The sequence below is a fragment of the Levilactobacillus namurensis DSM 19117 genome (assembly GCF_001434785.1).
GTDB classification, from domain to species: Bacteria; Bacillota; Bacilli; order Lactobacillales; family Lactobacillaceae; genus Levilactobacillus; species Levilactobacillus namurensis.
Genome location: NZ_AZDT01000058.1, coordinates 45130 through 62865, shown reverse-complemented (window position 1 = coordinate 62865; position 17736 = coordinate 45130). Strand labels below are relative to the sequence as shown.

16 protein-coding genes are annotated in these 17736 nt (G+C 53.1%); 6 read left to right on the top strand and 10 right to left on the bottom strand.

Annotation, left to right across the window (positions count from 1 at the left end; all coding sequences use genetic code 11):
- Window positions 1-105: 105 nt before the first annotated feature.
- Complete coding sequence (locus FD30_RS08795; protein WP_056944718.1) at window positions 106-729, bottom strand: glycoside hydrolase family 73 protein; 624 nt, start codon at window positions 727-729, stop codon at window positions 106-108.
- A 120-nt stretch (window positions 730-849) separates the two neighbouring features.
- On the opposite strand from FD30_RS08795, the gene FD30_RS08790 reads away from it, so the two are divergent.
- The gene (locus tag FD30_RS08790) at window positions 850-1833 is read left to right on the top strand and encodes a YdcF family protein (RefSeq protein WP_056944717.1); all 984 of its coding nucleotides are present in this window, start codon (window positions 850-852) and stop codon (window positions 1831-1833) included.
- Here the strand turns inward: FD30_RS08790 and FD30_RS08785 are convergent.
- Window positions 1825-2802 (bottom strand): choloylglycine hydrolase family protein, encoded by a 978-nt coding sequence (locus FD30_RS08785; RefSeq protein ID WP_056944716.1) that lies wholly within the window; start codon window positions 2800-2802, stop codon window positions 1825-1827. The genes FD30_RS08790 and FD30_RS08785 overlap by 9 nt on opposite strands.
- 20 nt (window positions 2803-2822) lie before the next feature.
- Window positions 2823-3056 carry a hypothetical protein gene (locus FD30_RS08780; protein WP_056944715.1) on the bottom strand — a complete coding sequence of 78 codons (234 nt, stop codon included), beginning with the start codon at window positions 3054-3056 and terminating at the stop codon, window positions 2823-2825.
- A 199-nt stretch (window positions 3057-3255) separates the two neighbouring features.
- Here FD30_RS08780 and FD30_RS08775 point away from each other — a divergent pair, with 199 nt between their 5' ends.
- Window positions 3256-6048: an MMPL family transporter gene (locus tag FD30_RS08775; RefSeq protein ID WP_056944714.1), complete on the top strand. Its 2793-nt coding sequence runs from the start codon at window positions 3256-3258 to the stop codon at window positions 6046-6048.
- A 726-nt stretch (window positions 6049-6774) separates the two neighbouring features.
- On the opposite strand, the gene FD30_RS08770 is transcribed toward FD30_RS08775, so the two are convergent.
- Window positions 6775-7245: a MerR family transcriptional regulator gene (locus FD30_RS08770; RefSeq protein WP_056944713.1), complete on the bottom strand. Its 471-nt coding sequence runs from the start codon at window positions 7243-7245 to the stop codon at window positions 6775-6777.
- 203 nt (window positions 7246-7448) lie between these two features.
- On the opposite strand from FD30_RS08770, the gene FD30_RS08765 reads away from it, so the two are divergent.
- Window positions 7449-7931, top strand: a complete 483-nt coding sequence (locus FD30_RS08765; RefSeq protein WP_024746740.1) for a C40 family peptidase — start codon at window positions 7449-7451, stop codon at window positions 7929-7931.
- 162 nt (window positions 7932-8093) lie between these two features.
- Here FD30_RS08765 and FD30_RS08760 read toward each other — a convergent pair whose 3' ends face one another.
- Together FD30_RS08760 and FD30_RS08755 are read right to left on the bottom strand one after the other, a co-directional pair.
- On the bottom strand, window positions 8094-8531 hold the full coding sequence (locus FD30_RS08760) for a GNAT family N-acetyltransferase (protein WP_056944712.1): 438 nt from the start codon (window positions 8529-8531) through the stop codon (window positions 8094-8096).
- A gap of 17 nt (window positions 8532-8548) precedes the next feature.
- A complete protein-coding gene (locus tag FD30_RS08755; RefSeq protein WP_056944711.1) occupies window positions 8549-9214 on the bottom strand; it encodes a histidine phosphatase family protein in 666 nt (221 codons plus the stop codon).
- 273 nt (window positions 9215-9487) lie between these two features.
- Here FD30_RS08755 and FD30_RS08750 point away from each other — a divergent pair, with 273 nt between their 5' ends.
- The gene (locus FD30_RS08750) at window positions 9488-11578 is read left to right on the top strand and encodes an LTA synthase family protein (protein ID WP_056944740.1); all 2091 of its coding nucleotides are present in this window, start codon (window positions 9488-9490) and stop codon (window positions 11576-11578) included.
- A gap of 553 nt (window positions 11579-12131) precedes the next feature.
- Here the strand turns inward: FD30_RS08750 and FD30_RS08745 are convergent.
- Window positions 12132-13136: an NAD(P)/FAD-dependent oxidoreductase gene (locus tag FD30_RS08745; RefSeq protein WP_056944710.1), complete on the bottom strand. Its 1005-nt coding sequence runs from the start codon at window positions 13134-13136 to the stop codon at window positions 12132-12134.
- A 41-nt stretch (window positions 13137-13177) separates the two neighbouring features.
- Here FD30_RS08745 and FD30_RS08740 point away from each other — a divergent pair, with 41 nt between their 5' ends.
- Window positions 13178-13933 (top strand): alpha/beta fold hydrolase, encoded by a 756-nt coding sequence (locus FD30_RS08740; RefSeq protein ID WP_056944709.1) that lies wholly within the window; start codon window positions 13178-13180, stop codon window positions 13931-13933.
- On the opposite strand, the gene FD30_RS08735 is transcribed toward FD30_RS08740, so the two are convergent.
- Window positions 13925-14965, bottom strand: a complete 1041-nt coding sequence (locus FD30_RS08735) for a PrsW family intramembrane metalloprotease (protein ID WP_056944708.1) — start codon at window positions 14963-14965, stop codon at window positions 13925-13927. The two genes, FD30_RS08740 and FD30_RS08735, sit on opposite strands and share 9 nt — an antisense overlap.
- 156 nt (window positions 14966-15121) lie before the next feature.
- Here FD30_RS08735 and FD30_RS08730 point away from each other — a divergent pair, with 156 nt between their 5' ends.
- The gene (locus tag FD30_RS08730; protein WP_024746733.1) at window positions 15122-16081 is read left to right on the top strand and encodes a nucleoside hydrolase; all 960 of its coding nucleotides are present in this window, start codon (window positions 15122-15124) and stop codon (window positions 16079-16081) included.
- A 112-nt stretch (window positions 16082-16193) separates the two neighbouring features.
- Here FD30_RS08730 and FD30_RS08725 read toward each other — a convergent pair whose 3' ends face one another.
- Window positions 16194-16850, bottom strand: coding sequence for a hypothetical protein (locus tag FD30_RS08725; RefSeq protein ID WP_056944707.1), 657 nt, complete (start codon window positions 16848-16850; stop codon window positions 16194-16196).
- A gap of 78 nt (window positions 16851-16928) precedes the next feature.
- Entirely contained in the window at window positions 16929-17732 is an 804-nt protein-coding gene (locus FD30_RS08720; protein ID WP_056944706.1) for a Cof-type HAD-IIB family hydrolase, read from the bottom strand.
- Window positions 17733-17736 lie beyond the last annotated feature (4 nt).

The window sequence follows — 17736 nt, the reverse complement described above, 5'->3', positions numbered from 1 at the left end:
ACTCACGGGTTGGGTGAGGCTTGAAATCGTGCCCACGGGCGTCACGGCCCTAGCGGTTGCCGGGGCCGGATTTACCCGCAATTCTGGTACTTCTAACCCCTAAGTTTAAGTGTCGTACTGGTTGAGGTTGTACGTGGCGATGACGTTGGTTAGCTTGCGGGCATAGTGGGGATCCGTGGCGTAGCCGTTGGTCTGCAGGAGCTTGGCCGCCGTCTGGTAATCCGTGACAGTCCCCTTAAAATAGCTTTGCTTCAACAAGGCATCATGGTCTAAAATAGCAGCTGTCAGGTTAGGATAATCCCGAAAATTAGCCTGAACCGTAATCTTTTTATTATCCACATATTCAGTGGTTGGGAACGACTTGCTCTTTCCCTGATAAGCGCCCTTGACCCCAAACGGATTGTTCGCTTGGAGGAACAACGACGAGGTGCCCCAACTGGATTCCAGAATGGCCTGGGCAATTACGATACTAGGCAAGACCTGGCCGTTCTGCTGGTATACCCGAACAGCAGGCTTGGCCATCTTCTTAATGAAGGCCTGCTGCTGTGCCGATATCCCGGACGAGGAACTTTCACTGGTCCGGGTAACCTGACCCATGTCCATGACCGTTTTAAGATTTCCACGAAGCAACATCCCCCCACCTAAGACCAACAGGATCATCACAAAGATCCAAGTCGCGGCTACCGGATGGTTCTGATGTTGCTGACTTCTTCGACGACGTTTTGGCACCAATGTCCCCCCAATACTCATACAGTTATTTGAGTCAATTATACCCAGGCGGGGACGCAACACCAACCAAATTCATCAGGCCTCAACAAAACTTAACTTTTCTGAAGGGAGGGTTTCCCCATGCTTCTCAGCGCCATCGTGTTTCTGCTCAGTTTAACTGCTTTGATTACTTTCTGGCAACCTCACGGCATCTTCAGCGCTTTAGTCACCTGCTTCTCCGGCGGTGCCATCATTCTGATTGCCAGCTTTTCCCACCACGCTTGGGCCCACGGACTGGCCCTGATTGGGTGGGCCGTGGTCCTCATCATGGCCGCCAGTGGCTGTCTGACGCTAGCCTTGATTTTATTTCGGCCACGGCAGGTGGTCCGCAAAGCCGAACGACTTTCCCGCGGACTTCTCATCGGCATCTGGCTCTGGCTACTGGGCGGCGCCGGGTGGCTATGGGCCGTCAGCACGGGCCACTTTAACGACACGCTGTGGCCTTGGCTGACCTTCATCCCCATTTTCAGTGTTTATCTCGCGGGCCTTTACGCAGCCAGCCTGGTGGGCTTTCTCCGTTCCTGGAGCTGGCACGTTCGCCGCGCCGATACCATTCTAGTTCTGGGCGCCGGCCTTGCCGACGGCCACCAGATCGGTCAGGTCCTCCAATCACGCCTCGACACAGCCCTGGCTTTAGCCAACGCCCAAAAAGGGCCCGTGACCGTGATTGTTTCCGGCGGTCAAGGACCCGATGAGACGATTTCTGAAGCTGCGGCTATGGCGGCCTATCTGACCCGCCACCACCTACAAGCCACCCTTCTACAGGAGACGGCGGCCACAAACACGCTGACTAATCTCAGCAACAGCCAACGCCTGTGGATGCAACAACCTCATCAAGGCGGCCGCGTCGTGGTGGTCACCAGTGACTACCACCTCTTCCGTACCCGCATCTTGGCCCATCGTTTAGGCCTCCGGATTCCTGGTCAGGCAGCTCCCACGGATTGGCATGACCTCCCCACGGCCTGGGCTCGTGAATTTCTGGCTATCGTCATGCTCCACCCGCTCCTGCACCGAAGCGTGTTGTTGGCTTTGATCGTAATTAATTTTATCTGGTGGTTAATTTAAAGTCGTTACAGTAAATTCATTTTTAATCGGGTAAAATTTTGGCTGTGTCCAAGTTAACATTTCTGGCTTCAACTGGAGCTGAACCACGTCTAACCGATTATAGGGCTGAAAGTAATAGGTCAACGACTCGCTACAAGTCGCCGCCCGGTAGACCGAATACGTCGGTCGATACTGATGACTCTTAGGGACCGTCACACTGTCTAGCAGATGCCAGGCACTGATGACGGCCTCTTTTTCGTCCGCTGGTAGATCGGCCCGTTCCTTATAGTAGGCCGCCCGGACAAACCGCCCGCCCGGGGTGTACGACCCGCTAGGCACCGGTTTGCCCGAGAAGCGGCCCGTCGTCACCCGGGGCGCATTCAACGGGACCGTCCCCGCCGTGAACTCATCCGTGTAGTTCACGTACTGCCCCAGCCGTTCCAGTTGCAACTCAAAGTTCTTACTGTTGGTCACCACGCCCAAGGGGTTCTCGCGGACCCGCATGGGAAAGTGCGTGGGTTCAATCACCACGGTACGTCCCGTCCGGTCGACCACGGCAAAGTGCAACTCACTGTCGCCAATCTGGTTCGCCGCTAACCGGCCACTCATCAACTGAATCTCGTCTAGGTGGTCTTCAATCTCCGCAATCGAGCCAAAGTTGCCCAATAGATAGAACGAGAATTCAAACGGCGCCAACTGAACCAAGCCGGGCGTGGGCGTCTCCACCAGGTGTGAGCCGTTGGCAAACGTTAACTTCTGCACGCTCAGTCCCCGCTCGTTGACGCCATCCGAGACGTCCAACTCGTGGTCGTGCGGTCCGCCACCACCAATCAACGCATACCGGTTCGTATGCACCCGGTTGTCAAAGAGGCTCTCCCACTGGTAGCCCCGGGGAGCAAAGAGCGGCATACTACGCATCACGTGCCAATCCATGGTACGGGCTAAGATGTGGCTCCCATCCTTAGCAATCTGTAAAATACTGGTACACACGACACAGCACTCCTTTCATATTATTCTGCGGCATCATCCAGGAACTGCTGGAAACGCCGGTCGATTTCTCGCTGTTGGCTGACCGTAGCGGTCTGACCGTTAGTCGCAACCGTCGCCATTAGTTGAAGGTACGCAAAGAGGACCTGACTGGGGTCGATCCCCGCCTGGTGGGCCAGTTGCGTTGCAAAAGCGAACCGTTGATCCGTGAGCAACGGGGCAAACGGACTCTGGTAAGACCGACGATGTTTCGCCATAGTGCCACCTGCTTTCTATCAAAAGGTAAGTAACCCTACTTTACCGACTTTTGCGACGATGTCAACCATATGACTTTCTTAACTTTAATTAAATCGCCCCGAATTCAGGCCGTCAGCAGATGAATATGGTAGAATTAAGCATGAATTGTACCTACTTGCACGGTAGGAAACTGATGATTAGAGAGGACTCAGATTACATATGCAAGAACGGATTAGAAAGTTCCATCACAACCGCATCTTCGCACTCGTATTCTGGTTAGTTGTGGTCTTTGCGGCCATTGTTACCTTACCAAACGTTAATACCATTATCCAATATGATGGTCAACCGCAACTGGCAAATACGAGTCAACCTATCAAAGCCACCCAGATCAAGAACCACTGGGGACGCAATCTGGATGGGACCTATACCGTAAACGCGGTATTCAACAATCCTACCGGTAAACTGACCAACAAACAGCAGGCCGCCATCAATAAGACCACGTCGGCCCTGCAAAAGAAAGCCAGCTACTATGGGATTCAAAAAATCACGACCATTACCAACACGCCAACCAGTAAGCCGCAACTGCTGTCTAAAGACCAGTCGACCGAAATCGTGCAATTGGCGGTCAGTCATAACCAAGGACCCGTTCGGTCGATTGCTAGTCAGCTGAATGGTCAAATCGCCACTGCTGGACTAGACACCTACGTGACGAGTCCAGAGATCGTCAACGACGCGGCCAACCAACACATCTCGTCGTTTACGTTAATCGTGATCTTAATGACCCTCCTGATCGCGCTAGTCGCCATGGGCATCCTGTTTGCCTCCGTGATTGCCCCGATCATCACCTTCTTGGCCATCCTGATCAGCTATATCTCGACCCTCAGTCTCGCGACCAACCTGGCCTACCACTGGAACTTCGCCTATTCCGAATACACGCCGATTTTCCTATTGTTAGGCATCAGTTTGTTCACGCTACTGACCAGTTTCTGGTTCTTCCGGGAACTTCGGAATCGTATCGACGACGGCGTGGAGAGTCAAGCCGCCACCACACAGGTCATCCACAGCTTAGGCTACCGCGTGCTCATCAGTACGCTCAGCCTGACTTTGGCCTTCGGCAGCTTAGTCTTCTTTAACTTCTCCACGATTCGCGCTTACAGTCTCCTGGGAATCGGCTTTGCCATTACCGGAATCGCAAGCGTCACGTTGATCCCCGTCTTCTCCGGCATGCTGGGGCACAGCCTCTTCTGGCCGAAGAAGACCCGGCCCGAACTCAAGGACCGCAAGCTATGGTTCCACTTAGCCAAGTTTGGCCTATGGCAACCTTGGATCGCCGTTTTAGTGGTCCTGTACTTTGCCGGGGCGTTCACTTTTGGCAGTCGCCAACCACTAAGCTACAATAACGCGCAAGATATTCCTAACAACCAAGCCGTGCAAGGCGCGCGTATTTTGAGTGCTCACTTCGGTCAAGGCAAGTCCACTCCTGTGACCCTCTACATTCAAAATAAACAACGTTTTGACAATCAAAACCAGTTGTACCAGCTGGATAACCTGACCAAGAAGTTACGGGCCCAACCTGGGGTAGCGGCCGTCACTTCGGTCACCCAACCCGGGGGTCAACCTATCACGCAGTACTACGTTGCCAACCAATTAAGTAGCCTCGATACCAACCTGTCTGGGGTTATTGGTCAGCTGAAGTCGGTTCAAAAGTCCCTGAAGAGTGACCGGTCCGATCTTAAGCAAAAGGACCTGACCACGGAAGTCAAGCGAGTTAATAAGCTCGCCACCACCGCGACGCGCTTATCCGGGGAAAGCAGCTCGCTGCAATCGGCTATCCAGGCGGCCCAAAGCACGTCGACGGCCTCCGGCAACGCCTCTAAGAAGGCAGCCCGGTACGTCAAGCAACTGAACCAGGTCAACTCACAATTGAACACAGCGTTGAGTCAGCTGAACACGTTGACCAACACCATCAGCACGACCTCGTCGGAAGCCGGCACAGTCTCCACCAACTTAAGCACCTACGAGACCGGCATCAAGGCGGTCAACGCTAGCTTAAAGCAGACGCGGAAACAGGTTCAAAAGCTCAACACGTCGCTGACCCAGATGTACACCTACTTAGGTGGGCTCCAAACTTCGGAAGCTGCTAAGTCGCTGTACCTGACACCAACGCAAATTGCCAGTGGTGATTTCCAACAAGCTCTGGTCAACTTCACCGATACCAAGGTCAAGACCACGGCGTTGACGATTACCCTGAAGCGTGAACCCAACGCCAAGACCACGGCTAAGACCCTGGCTAACTTGAAACGTGTGGCCACTAGTCAATTACGGGGAACGTCACTCAAAGACGCTGACCTGACCTTCTCTGGTCAACCCGTGGTCATGGCAACGATTCAGCGGCAGTACCAACACGATCTGGTGCGGGTTCTGCTCCTGGTCTTCGGCCTGACCTTCCTCTTGTTAATCCTCTTCAGCCGGTCGGTCCTGCAATCCACTTACTGGTTCTTGACCTTCCTGGCCTCAGCCGGAATCGGGTATCAATTGACGCACGTCCTAATGCAATGGCTGACTGGGAACGATACCTTTAACTGGCAAGTTCCGTTACTGGCCTTTGTTCCCGTGACCGTTCTGGCAGTGGTTGAGTTGACCCAGCTGGCCTTAAGCTACCGCTTGAATCAGACCGGCCTACTAGACTGGCTCTTACCAGGCATCGCCGAAGCTGGCCAAACCATGCGCCACTCGCTCTTCATCATCATCGCGGGTGTCTTGGGGCTGCTTGCCGCTTCCTCGCAAGTGCTGACGGCCGTTGCTCTGATCACTATCATCACGGCCGTGGTCTTCAACCTGGCCCTGCCTGTGATGGCCGCTTCCTTTGGGAAGTTGTCCGTGATCATTCCGGCGCAAAAGCCTTACCACTTCCACTTTGGTCGCGGTCCTAAGGCTAAGCGTTCCGCCCGGCCAACCCGCCAAGAAGTTCGGCAACAACGCGAAACGAACCATGATTCAGATGAAAACTAACGACATTCCGGCTTAGATTATCCCGGAGCCACACAAATAGCCCGCTGAAGCAGTCACTTCAGCGGGCTATTTTTAGGGATTAAACTGAGTCCGAGATTTTTTTGTGCCTGACACTGACGATCCCCGTGAAGCCAACTAATCGCCTTTGGGGCCCTTCTTTTCGTTTAGTTAAGGGGTAGACTGTCGTATCCCCCGCCTTACCGGACGGCCAGACAAGGCGGGAACGCCGTGGGCACCACTTCGAGCCAAAGAGCGGTCTCGAAGCTGGGCCTTTTCCTAGGCGAGCTGAAACCCGCTCACCAAGGAAAATTTCACGGCTGAGCCTTGTCTGGCCGTCCTCTCGGCTTACAGTTGTGTGTCACCATATCGGAAATGCACTATCAAACCATGTTCCCCAATCCTATTGGTGCCTCATCAGTAAAAAACCTCATTCTAAACAGGATAAGGTTCCACAGTGGTCATTTGGGTGAATTAAACCATCAACTTGTTGGTATTTCCAATTTTAAGTGTCAGAAAACACTGTCTTGGGTACGCACAATTTAGCCGTGAGATTGGGCCTGAAGAGGCTCAGTAGTGTCGTTTGGGTTATTTCCCGGATTACCCAAAGGCCAGCTTGGGGACTATGGATTTGGACGCCAAGTCGTGCCCACTGCGTTCCAGCCTCTTCAGGCCCAACCGGTAAGGCGGATGACCATCACCACGGTGACCGTTCGTCAATTTCCAGCATTAAGCCGGAAACTGACGGGTCACGCGTTGTGCTTCTGCATTAGGCAATAGCTGGTAGGTAACCGGCCCCTCCTCTGGAATCAACGCCATTAGGGTCTGCTGGTCGTCAAAGCGGCCCATGTTGAGCGCCATTTGACCATCGATGTCAGCAAAGCCTTGGATGCCCTGCTTGATGAACCGGTGAAGGATCCGCGCATTATCCTGGCGCTTCTGCGCGTGCTCAGCAGCGGCAGCTAACGTATACCCCTGGTCCAAGAAGTACTTCATCATAGAGACTAGGACGAAGGTCTTAAACGCGTAAACCCGCGCTTGTTGCCCGTCTTCCCGTTCTCGCGAGTGAATCAGGCCCTTCTTTTCCCAGTATCTTAACTGGCGCGCAGAAACTCCCGTCATCGCGGATAATTCCCCGATTCGAAAGACCAGTCGGTGAACATCAAAAATATTTCGTATCTCCTCAGTAAATTCTGCCACGTCGTTTCGCACTCCTTAGCAATTGTCAAATAAGTTACCAATTCTGTTAAATTCTAACAAGCTTCCCGCTAAAAACCAAGTTAAATCCCAAAAGTAACGTTTTGTTTAAGAGTTTTAACGGCATTGCAACTGGCTTGTTACATATTTGTCATATTGCACTGGTAATCTAGTACTTGTAAATTCATGAGGAGCTGTGATTAGGAATGAAAAAATTTGTCAAACGAATTGCCACGTTAGCTTTAACTGTTGCCGGTGTGATGACTTTTGCCACGACTACGGCGTCTGCCGATTCATCCAGCAACGCATCCGATGCTGATTTTTCTTCAATCTACAAAGTTGCTAAGTCCAAGTTAGGTGCTAGTTACGTTTACGGTGCCGTTGGTCCTAACGTCTTTGATTGCTCAGGGTTCACGAGTTACGTTTACAAGAAGGGTGCCAAGATTACCTTACCACGGACGGCCCAAGCTCAATACAACAGCTTGAAGCACGTTTCCTACAAGCACATCAAGAAGGGTGACTTAGTCTTCTTCGGTGGCAGCAAGTACAGCATTTCCCACGTTGGGATGTACATTGGTAAGGGTAAAATGATCGATGCACAAAACCGTGGTGTGGTTCGCGAAGCCGTTCACGCCCCATGGTGGCACGCGGTAGGTTACGCCCGCGTCTCTGCTTCAATCGCTGACTAATAACTAGATGACGATCCTCATGAATACTTAGATCGTGATTAAGAGTTGAACCGTTACGCACCAGCAGGTGGCTGGTCGTAACGGTTTTTTGTTTGCCACAAAAAGCAGGCTAACGGAAGGTGCAAGACCATTCCGTTAGCCTGCTTTTTTAGTCTCGGATGCCTAGTGGGCAGCCTTATAGCGCATGGTCCGGTGCTGGATCCCCGCTTCTTCAAACGGCTCTCCGACCGGCTCAAAGCCTAATTCTTGGTAGAAGGCGATTGCGGGCAACTGTGCGTCTAATTCGATGTGGGCCACATCTGAACGTTGCGCATCCCCAATGATCTGCTTGATCAATTGGCCGGCATACCCGTGATGCCGGGCTGACGCCACCGTTGCGACCCGCTGAATCTTCACGCGGTTCCCCGCCAGCATATCGATGCGCGCCGTGGTCACGGGCTGGTCATCGACGTACCCGACGTAGTGCATCTTGTCTTCGTCAGTGCCGTCCAGCTCGTCCTTAGGGTCAATCCCCTCTTCATTGATAAAGACCGCCTTACGAATTGCTACGGCGTCTTGGTAACACGGATTTAACTTGCCCCATGCCATTCTACATTCCATCAAACCAACCTCATTCCTTAATCTTTTTGATTGTAACTCAAGACCTGGATGTCGTCAGGCGTCAGCAACAGCTTGGTCAGACTCCCATTCGCTGGTCGGACACTCAGGTCATACTTGCCTTGGCCATACCGTTCCATCAGACTCAGCAAGGTATTCCCGTGACTGATCATCAGGACCTGGTCGCCATCCTTCAAGTCTGGATTCTGACGAATCAGATCAAAGCCTTGGTCGACTCGTGCCCAGTACTCTTGGTTATTTTCCGCTTGGCGGAACGGGTCGGCTTCCTTCAGAAAATCCTTGGCTTTCCCAATCGAATACGTCGACTCAATGTCTTTAAACGTTGGGACCCCATGGGGCGCTCCCGCCAGGTACCAAGCCTGTGCCATGTCCGTTCCTTCATAGTACCCGTAGAATTCTTCTCGGAAGAAGGGACTGGTGGTCAGCTTAGGCGTTGGGGTCGACTGGTTCGCCGCCAGGATTGTCCGTGCCGTCTGTTCAGCCCGAGTCGTATCGCTGCAGTAAGCCGCCGCAAACGGTACCGTTTTTAGCCGGTCGCCGGCCTGTTGCGCATCGGCGATCCCCGCTTCAGTTAACGGTGAATTACTCCATCCCTGCAACTTATTATAAATGTTGAAGTAAGTTTGGCCGTGCCGCACCACATACAGCGTGATCTGTTTATCCATAACGTCTCCACACCTTTCGTTTGAGCTACCTCTAGTGTACCAAATAACCTCTGCAAAGCGGTTACATTTTGGTCGTTGCTTTAAAGTTTTTCTAAACTTGACGAGAAGATTGCCACACCCCCCAATTATTTGCTAGGATAGGGAAAACGCGGTCAGCTCTGAACTGGTCGACGCACCGAAATTTTATGGTAGAATAAGGCTACTTATTCTGTCTTTTAAGGAGCAATTATCGTGGAACGTTTCAAACGTATCTGGGCCAGAACTGGCACCCGTATGGGCTTCGTGACCTTACTGGTGGTTTTGTTCTGGCTCAAGACCTTGATCGCCTACTTTGTGGACTTTAACCTCAACCTGAGCGATCCCTTTCAATTTCTGATTCTCCTGCTGAACCCACTGGCAACGACGATTCTGCTCTTTGGGTTGGCCCTATACTTCAAGCGGGCACGCTTCTTCTACCCCTTCCTCTTCCTGATCGATATTCTCAACTCGTTGTTGCTCTACATCAACGTCATCTACTTTCGAGAATTCACCGACTTCATGACGGTCAGTACCATGTTGGGCTATTCGAAGGTCGACCAAGGCCTCTCCGGTAGTTCACTGGCCCTGACCTCGCCCCACGACATCCTCTACTGGCTAGACTTAGTGGTTGTCCTGGTCTTGCTGGCCACCCGGCGAATCTACATCGACCCCCGTCCCGTCAACAAGCGGGTGGGCCTGGCGGTAACTTCCGCCGCCCTGCTGCTCTTTACAGCTAACCTGACTCTGGGCGAGATGGACCGACCACAACTGCTGACCCGGACTTTCGACCGAACCTACGTGGTCAAGTACCTGGGGTTGGACGCCTTTACCGTCTATGACGGCATCAAGACGCAACACACCAGCGAGGTCCGCTCCCACGCCAAAAAGTCGGAGCTCAGCGGAATTCTGAAGTTCGTACACAAAAATTACGCGGCACCGGATAAAAAACTCTACGGCGTCGCCAAAAAGAAAAACGTCATCGTGATTCACTTGGAAAGTTTCCAACAATTCCTGATCAATAAAAAGATCAACGGCCAAGAAGTGACCCCGTTCCTGAACAAACTCTACAAGAGCAAGGCCACTTACAGCTTCGATAACTTCTTCCACGAAGTCGGACAAGGGAAGACTTCTGACGCCGAAACCATGCTGGAGACCGGGACCTTCGGCTTATCGCAAGGCTCCCTGTTCACCCAACTGGGGAACGATAACACGTTCCAGGCCGCACCAGCCATCTTCGACCAAGCCGGCTACACCACCGCGGTCTTCCACGGAAACGTCGCTAGCTTCTGGAATCGGAGCAACACCTACAAGAACCTGGGATACCAGTACTTCTTCGATGCCAGTTACTACGATACGTCGGGTGACAAGTCCTTGGGTTACGGCTTAAAGGACAAGTTACTGTTCAACGACTCCGTCAAATACCTCCAACACCTGCAACAACCGTTTTACGTGAAGTACCTGACCGTAACCAACCACTTCCCGTACACCCTCGATAGTGAAGATTCCACCTTCAAGACGCCGAATACCGGTGATAAGACCGTCGATAACTACTTCAAGACGGCGCATTACCTGGACCAATCCGTCAAGGAATTCTACCACTACTTGAATAAGTCCGGTCTCGCCAAGAACTCCCTCATCATGCTTTACGGGGACCACTACGGCATCTCCAACTCCTCCAACCCTGCTTTAGCCAAGGTCTTAGGGGTAGACCCGGATGACTGGAACGATTACGACAACGCGCAACTCCAACGGGTCCCCCTGATGTTTAACATGCCGGGGTACACCCATGGTAAGATCGAACACCAGTATGGCGGGGAAATCGACGTCTTACCGACCCTGATGCACCTGATGGGGATGAACTCCAAGAAGTACCTGCAGTTCGGGACCGACCTGTTCTCTAAGGAACACAATCAGGTCGTGGCCTTCCGGAACCGTGATTGGGAAAGTCCCGACTACACGTCGGTAGACGGCACCATTTACAGTAACAAGACTCAACAGGAGATTCACCCGACTAAGGCCCAACAGGCCCGAATCGACAAGATGCAGAAGCACGTCAACCAAGCACTGAGTTTCTCCGATTCCCTGAACCAGAAGAACTTACTGCGCTTCTACCATCCTAAGGGCTTTAAGGCGGTCAATCCAAATCACTATAACTACGCGGATGGCCTCGAAAAAGCCGAAAAGATCGAGAAGAAACTGGGGCTCAAATCAACCAGCCTCTTCTCCCGGAACCGTGACAAGTCCACGCAATCCTGGTACCAGACCGATGCACCGGAATTGCACCACAAGGAAACGGACTCCAACCGTATCAAGATTACCAACCAAGACGATACCAGCGGCAAGTAATCAACAGCACCACAAACGAAAACCGGAATCACTAGTTTGGACTAGCGATTCCGGTTTTTTTTGACGTCTGAGGTAATCCCCCGCCTTACCGGTTGGGGACTCTTAAACTAAAACACTAAATCTTATCAGACCTCGAGTCCGTGGTAGGCATCATCATACTTGCGCCATGGCTACAAACGGATGGCAACCTTATTCATACCAACCACTACGGCCCGTTGGCAAATCATGTTCCGCTATGGTTACAGGATTGTAAGCCGAGAGGACGGCCAGACAAGGCTCAGCCGTGAAATTTTCCTTGGTGAGCGTTCCTTAGCTCGCCTAGGAAAAGGCCCAGCTTCGAGACCGTTCTGTGGCTCGAAGTGGTGCCCACGGCGTTCCAGCCTTGTCTGGCCGTCCGGTAAGGCGGATGACGATCACCATGGTTTTGTCTTAGGATTGTATACCGTAAGGGCCTATGGTCAATCTTCAGTGCCAAATAGGCCACTGCCATTCAAAAAGCTCTATAAAACCGACTTGGTTTTACAGAGCTAATCTTAGTATAGTTGCAATCGAGTCATTGATGAGGCGTTGGCCGGTGAAGCGAGGTACTATGAATAGGGCCCCGCCGTTCGGGGAAGAAACGGTCCATGATCCCGTGCACCGCCAACGGAGCCTCCCCGTAACCCGTCGCAATCAACGGTTGCTTCCCCGGATAAGTGACCCCGTCGCCAATCGCGTACACGCCGGGGACGTTGGTGGTCATCGTAGAATCTACCGCGATCAACCGGCGTTCTCGGGCCACCTGGAGGTCCCAGCCCTCAATCACGTGATAGTCGGAGGTGAAGCCGTAGCTGACCAGTAGGGTATCCACGTTCAAGGTCTGCTCTTCCGTCGCCCCAACCTGCTTTAGGCTCACGTTCAGGCTCTGGTCCGCGGCGACCGTTACGTTGCGAATCAAGTACGGTGTCTGGACCTTAACCGTCGATTGATGCAAGAGGTCCACCATGTGTTCCAATCCCCGGAATTGGTTCCGGCGGTGCACTAGGGTCACGCTGGCCGCCACGGGCTCCAGCATCAGAGCCTGGTCAATCGCCGAATCACCGCCACCGGCTACCAGGACGCGTTTGCCCCGAAAAGCTTCTCGGTCGGGCACACTGTAGCGCAACTGACCACTCGCCACGAGTTCCGCGGCGTTCGGTACCGCCAGTGGCCGGGGCTGGAACGCCCCGTTACCCACCGCAATAATCACGGTTCGCGTCTGCGTGGTGCCGGCTGGTGTGGTAATCTGAAAGCCCTCTGCCTGCGCCTCAACGTTGGTCACCGGCTGGTGAGTCTTAATGGTCAACGGAAATTGTGCGAGTTGTTGCCGTTGGGCGGCAATCAAGTCGCGGCCTTGAATCGCCGGGAACCCGGCAACGTCCAGGATGGTCTTCTCCGGGTACAGGGCGTTGACCTGGCCACCCAAGTCGTCCAGGCTCTCCACCAGCTGCGTCCGGGCGTTGCGCATCCCCGCGTAGAAGGCAGCAAACATACCGACGGGACCCCCGCCAATAATCGTGATATCGTAAGTCTCTGTCATTTTAGTTCCTCCATAATTTGTGATTGAAAGGTGATTCCTGCATGCATTATCAACGTTTCTGGATCAGTCTCATCGTAACCCTGGCCCTCTTGGGGGGACTGACGGCGGCTTGGGCCAACCATCACCAGGCACTCCGCCACCTGCGCGTTCCCCAGACCCGTACCGCCACCCTACTTCTTCCCGGTGACGGTGGCAACTGGCTTTCACTGCGCAGTATGACCCTGACGCTGGCCCAACCGCACCTGGCCACGCACAGCCTGACCGCACACGTGGCCGCAAACGGCCGGGTGACCTGGGACCACCTAGCCCCCGTCCGGGCCAACAATCCCCTGATTCCCGTCTTGTTTGCCGACAATACACATCCGCAACGGGAAGCCCGGCAACTGGTCACGGTGATTCAGCAGTTACATCAGCGCGACCATATTTCCCGGGTTAACCTGGTCGGCCACTCCTCCGGTGGGACCATCGCTGTGGCCTACCTCAACCAGGCTCCTCAAGACACCGCCCGGGTAGGTAAGCTAGTCTGCATCGGCGCCGACTTTCCCGGCGTCGCCCCCCTGCGACGTCCCGAACCGCAACTCCAAGTCCTCAACCTCGCCGGGGTCATCGGTCAGGTCCCCAACGACGGTGAAGTCCCCGTCAGTGACGCCACCAAGCTCCGGGCGTTAGTTGACGGTAAAGTCGCTAGTTACCACTTCCGACTGATCCACGGCCAGGTCTGGCAGACTGAGCATTCGCTTCTGCATGAGAACGCGACCGTTGACCGCATCATCGCGACTTTCTTATTCTCAACCTAACTGCGTCTTCTTCAAGATACGTTGCCCTTGTAAGGTTCGCGCCTCCCGTAGCCCCGCGTTGATCAACACGAAGATGGCTAACCACCCGATGGCAATCAACAGCCACTGTTGCAGGTACAGGATATTCAGAACCGCAAACGGTGCATTCCAGTCCCAGGCCGCGTGAAGCCCAATCGCCAGAATGTAGAACCGTAAGAACTTAGGCGCCACCATGTTGCTTCCGGTGATCGGTCGATGCCGGTCCTTGGCTAGAATAATGGCAGCTCCCATGATTGCCGACCAGATGGTGTGGGTTCCGATGGCCTGCCAGCTGCGCATCAGCAGGGTGACCAGGCCGTACTGGCCGGTGTAGCCCGCTGTTTCAAAGACGGCAAACCCCGCGCCAATCGCCGCCCCTACCAGCAATCCGTTAAAGATATAGTTGAGGTGGAAGCGGTTGATGAAGGAGGCAATCACCAACATCTTGGCGGTCTCTTCGATGAACCCGATGATGACGGCCGACCCCAACGAAACGCCGTTGCCCGACGGAATCAACGAATACAGGATCATCGTGGCCACCAACGATAGGATGCCGCCCACCAAGAAGACCGTTAAGAGCTGATAAACCGAAATATTTTGAAAAACGTTCATCTCAAAAAACATCATCATCAGTGAGAATGGTACCGTGAGTGACCCAATAAAAATCATCCCCGGCACGGCATTATTACTGCGGAAAACCAAAAATAACATGGCTAACAGGAAAAAACTGACTCCGAGTAATGCAAATACGCGCGAAAATAGCCAAGGCTTGACCGGGGTCACCGAGACAGCCTCTAGCGACGGCGTGGTCTCGCGAGTTCCCACGATAAACAAGGCTTCCGCGGCATCGTGGTCGTGAGTTTTGAAGACTTCGGAGAACATCTGAAACAGGTGAATCTCAACCACCTTGTTCTCCCCCGTCCACTCATTCATCTCCTTAGTCGCATCGTCTAGTAGGTGATTATGGTACTCAAAATGCCGTTTAAACGGCTTTACAGACTCCTTATTGGCCATGCTTGTTCCCCCTCATCATCGCCTAAGTGTGTATGCTTACCATCTTACCTTGATACGCCATCAGCTTCAACCACGGGGTTGATTAATGAAACCAGTTACATTATAGTTAAACTAGGCTTTGTAGCCAATTACGTACCAAAGAGGGGATTAGTTACTATGGCAAAACGTAAAATGATTTTGGACCTGGACACGGGGATCGATGATTCCTTGGCAATCGCCTACGCGCTAGGTGCACCGGATGTTGATCTGATCGGTATCATGAGTTCTTACGGGAACGTCTATGTCGAAGACGGTGCGGTCAACGCACTGAAGATCTTGGAATTATTGGGCCACACCGATATTCCAGTCTACGTGGGTGAGAGTCACTCCTCGACCAGCGACCATTTTGACCGGATGCAAGTTAGTGCCAACATTCACGGTGAAAACGGGATTGGCCAAGTAGAACTGCCAGACCCTTCACGTCCTGTTGAGAAGGGGTCCGCAATCGACTTCTTAATTGATTCCGTACATAAATACGGTAAGGACCTGACCTTAGTGCCAACTGGTCCGATGACCAACTTAGCAGCTGCTTTGAAGAAAGCACCTGAAATTGCGACCGAAATCGGCAACATGACGTTCATGGGTGGGGCCTTGACCTTACCTGGGAACGTAACCTTCGTCGCGGAAGCCAACATCAACCAAGATGCTGAAGCCGCTGACGCCGTACTGACGAGTCCAATGCACTCGACCATGGTCGGGTTAGATGTCACGTTACGGACGTTGCTGACGCGTAAGGAAACCCAACAATGGCGTGACTTAGGCACTGTTGCGGGTGAAAAGTTCGCCGACATCGTGGACTACTACATCGATGCTTACCGTCAATTCAACGACAACTTAGGCGGTTGTGCCTTACACGACCCACTCGCCGTTGGGGTTGCGCTGGACCCAAGCTTCGTCCAAACGCTGGACCTGAACATGCGCGTGAAGTACGGCAAGGAAGACTACGGTCGGACGATTGGGGACGAAAACCGTCTCAACGAACCAACCAACGTCAAGGTTGCCGTTCAAGTCGACAAAGACCGTTACCTGAAGGTCTTCATGGACTACCTGACCACCCTGTTCAAGAACAACAAATAAGCATAATTTTATCAAACACGCCGACTGGTCCGCTGACCGGTCGGCGTGTTTTTTGTTTCCAATAACTAAAAAATGGCGGGAAGCCCCCACCATTTCGGTTACATTAAATGCCTTATTTTAAGTTAAAGTTGGCTACCAGCGTCTTAAGATACTGGTTGACCTGCTTGGTCGTGGCCTTTTGCCGTTCTGCCGCCGAAACGTCCGGATACTGAATATCCAAGGCTTGGCTCACTTGCTTGGTCAGCGTGGGCTTCGCGTACTTATTGGCATACGACTTCGCTGGATTCTTCTTAGTCAACGTGTAGGTGTAGGTCTTGCCGGACGTTGAGAGGTACCGTTGCTTAGTGGTCGACAACTTGGTGGTGAACTTAGTGGCTGACTTCTTAGTCAGCTTGAAGTTATAGGTCTTCTTGGACAACGAAGCCTGCGGCGTCTGCTTGTTCGTGGTCTTAAAGTTGATCAACCGGTACTTGCAAGACAGCGTCCGCCCGCAGTTACTAAGCTTGAAGGTCGTGGTCGGGACCCCGTACCGAATCCCCACTTGCTTGCCGAAGTCCCCTAAGACTAAGTAATTTTGGACGCGTTTACCAGACTTGACGGACTTAAAATGAAAGGCCGTCTTGGACTTAGCACTCTTATAATACCGCTGTAGATCAGAATTCTTAAAGCCGGGCGCCTGCTTGGCACTGGCCACACTTGGCACGGCCATCCCACTCAGGGTCCCCAACGTGACCAATGCCACTCCTAGCTTGATTCCTAAACGTCGCATAAGCTCTCCTCCTTAAAGTGATGCCCATTCAACATTCATACTGCCACCATTGCACCTAAACCGCAACTGAAACGCCTCTTACCCGAAGACTTGGTCCAGGTAACCAGCGACTCCCGCCGCATTATTGTCGCGCGTCGTCTGGTGATTAGCAACCGCCTTGACACCGGGTTGCCCGTTCAACATCGCGACACCGTCACCAGCGGCTTTGATCATGCCCAGGTCGTTCTCCGCGTCACCAAAGGCCATCAGGTTGGTAAAGTCCCAACCATAGTGGGTCAACAACTGCCCTAACCCCACGGCCTTATCCATATCCGCCGCTAAGAATTCCAAAATCTTAGGTTGCGAGCGAACAATGTGGTACTGGTCCTTGAGCTCTGGCGTCAATCGGGCTACGACCTGGTCCAAAGTCGCAGCATCCGTCGCCATGACCGCCTTGCTGTAAAGGGTCTCGGGCAGGTCCTCAAAGCGCATCGGCTTGAACGTCATCGGAGCCTTCAGCATCTGTTGGTACACGGACGGCGTCAAATCGTTCATGGGATAGACCTGGTCAAAGTCCAGGATATCCAGCGGGTACCCGTTGGTCTTGGCAAAAGCATGGAGCGCCTTAAAATCGCTCCGGCTCAGGCCACTCTGGGCCAAGGTCTCCTTGGTCGCGTTGTTGACCACTAACGCCCCGTTAAAGGTGATCGTAAAGTCATCATCCCCGGTCAACCCCAGCTGTTCAATGTATCCCCAGATGGCGTTGATGGGCCGTCCCGTACAAAGGACGATCTTCAACCCGTTCTCATGCAACCGCCGCAACGTCGCGACGTTGGTGTCATTAATCGTTTTATCCGTGTTCAGTAGCGTCTCGTCAAGATCGAGCGCAATCATCTTAATCATTCTC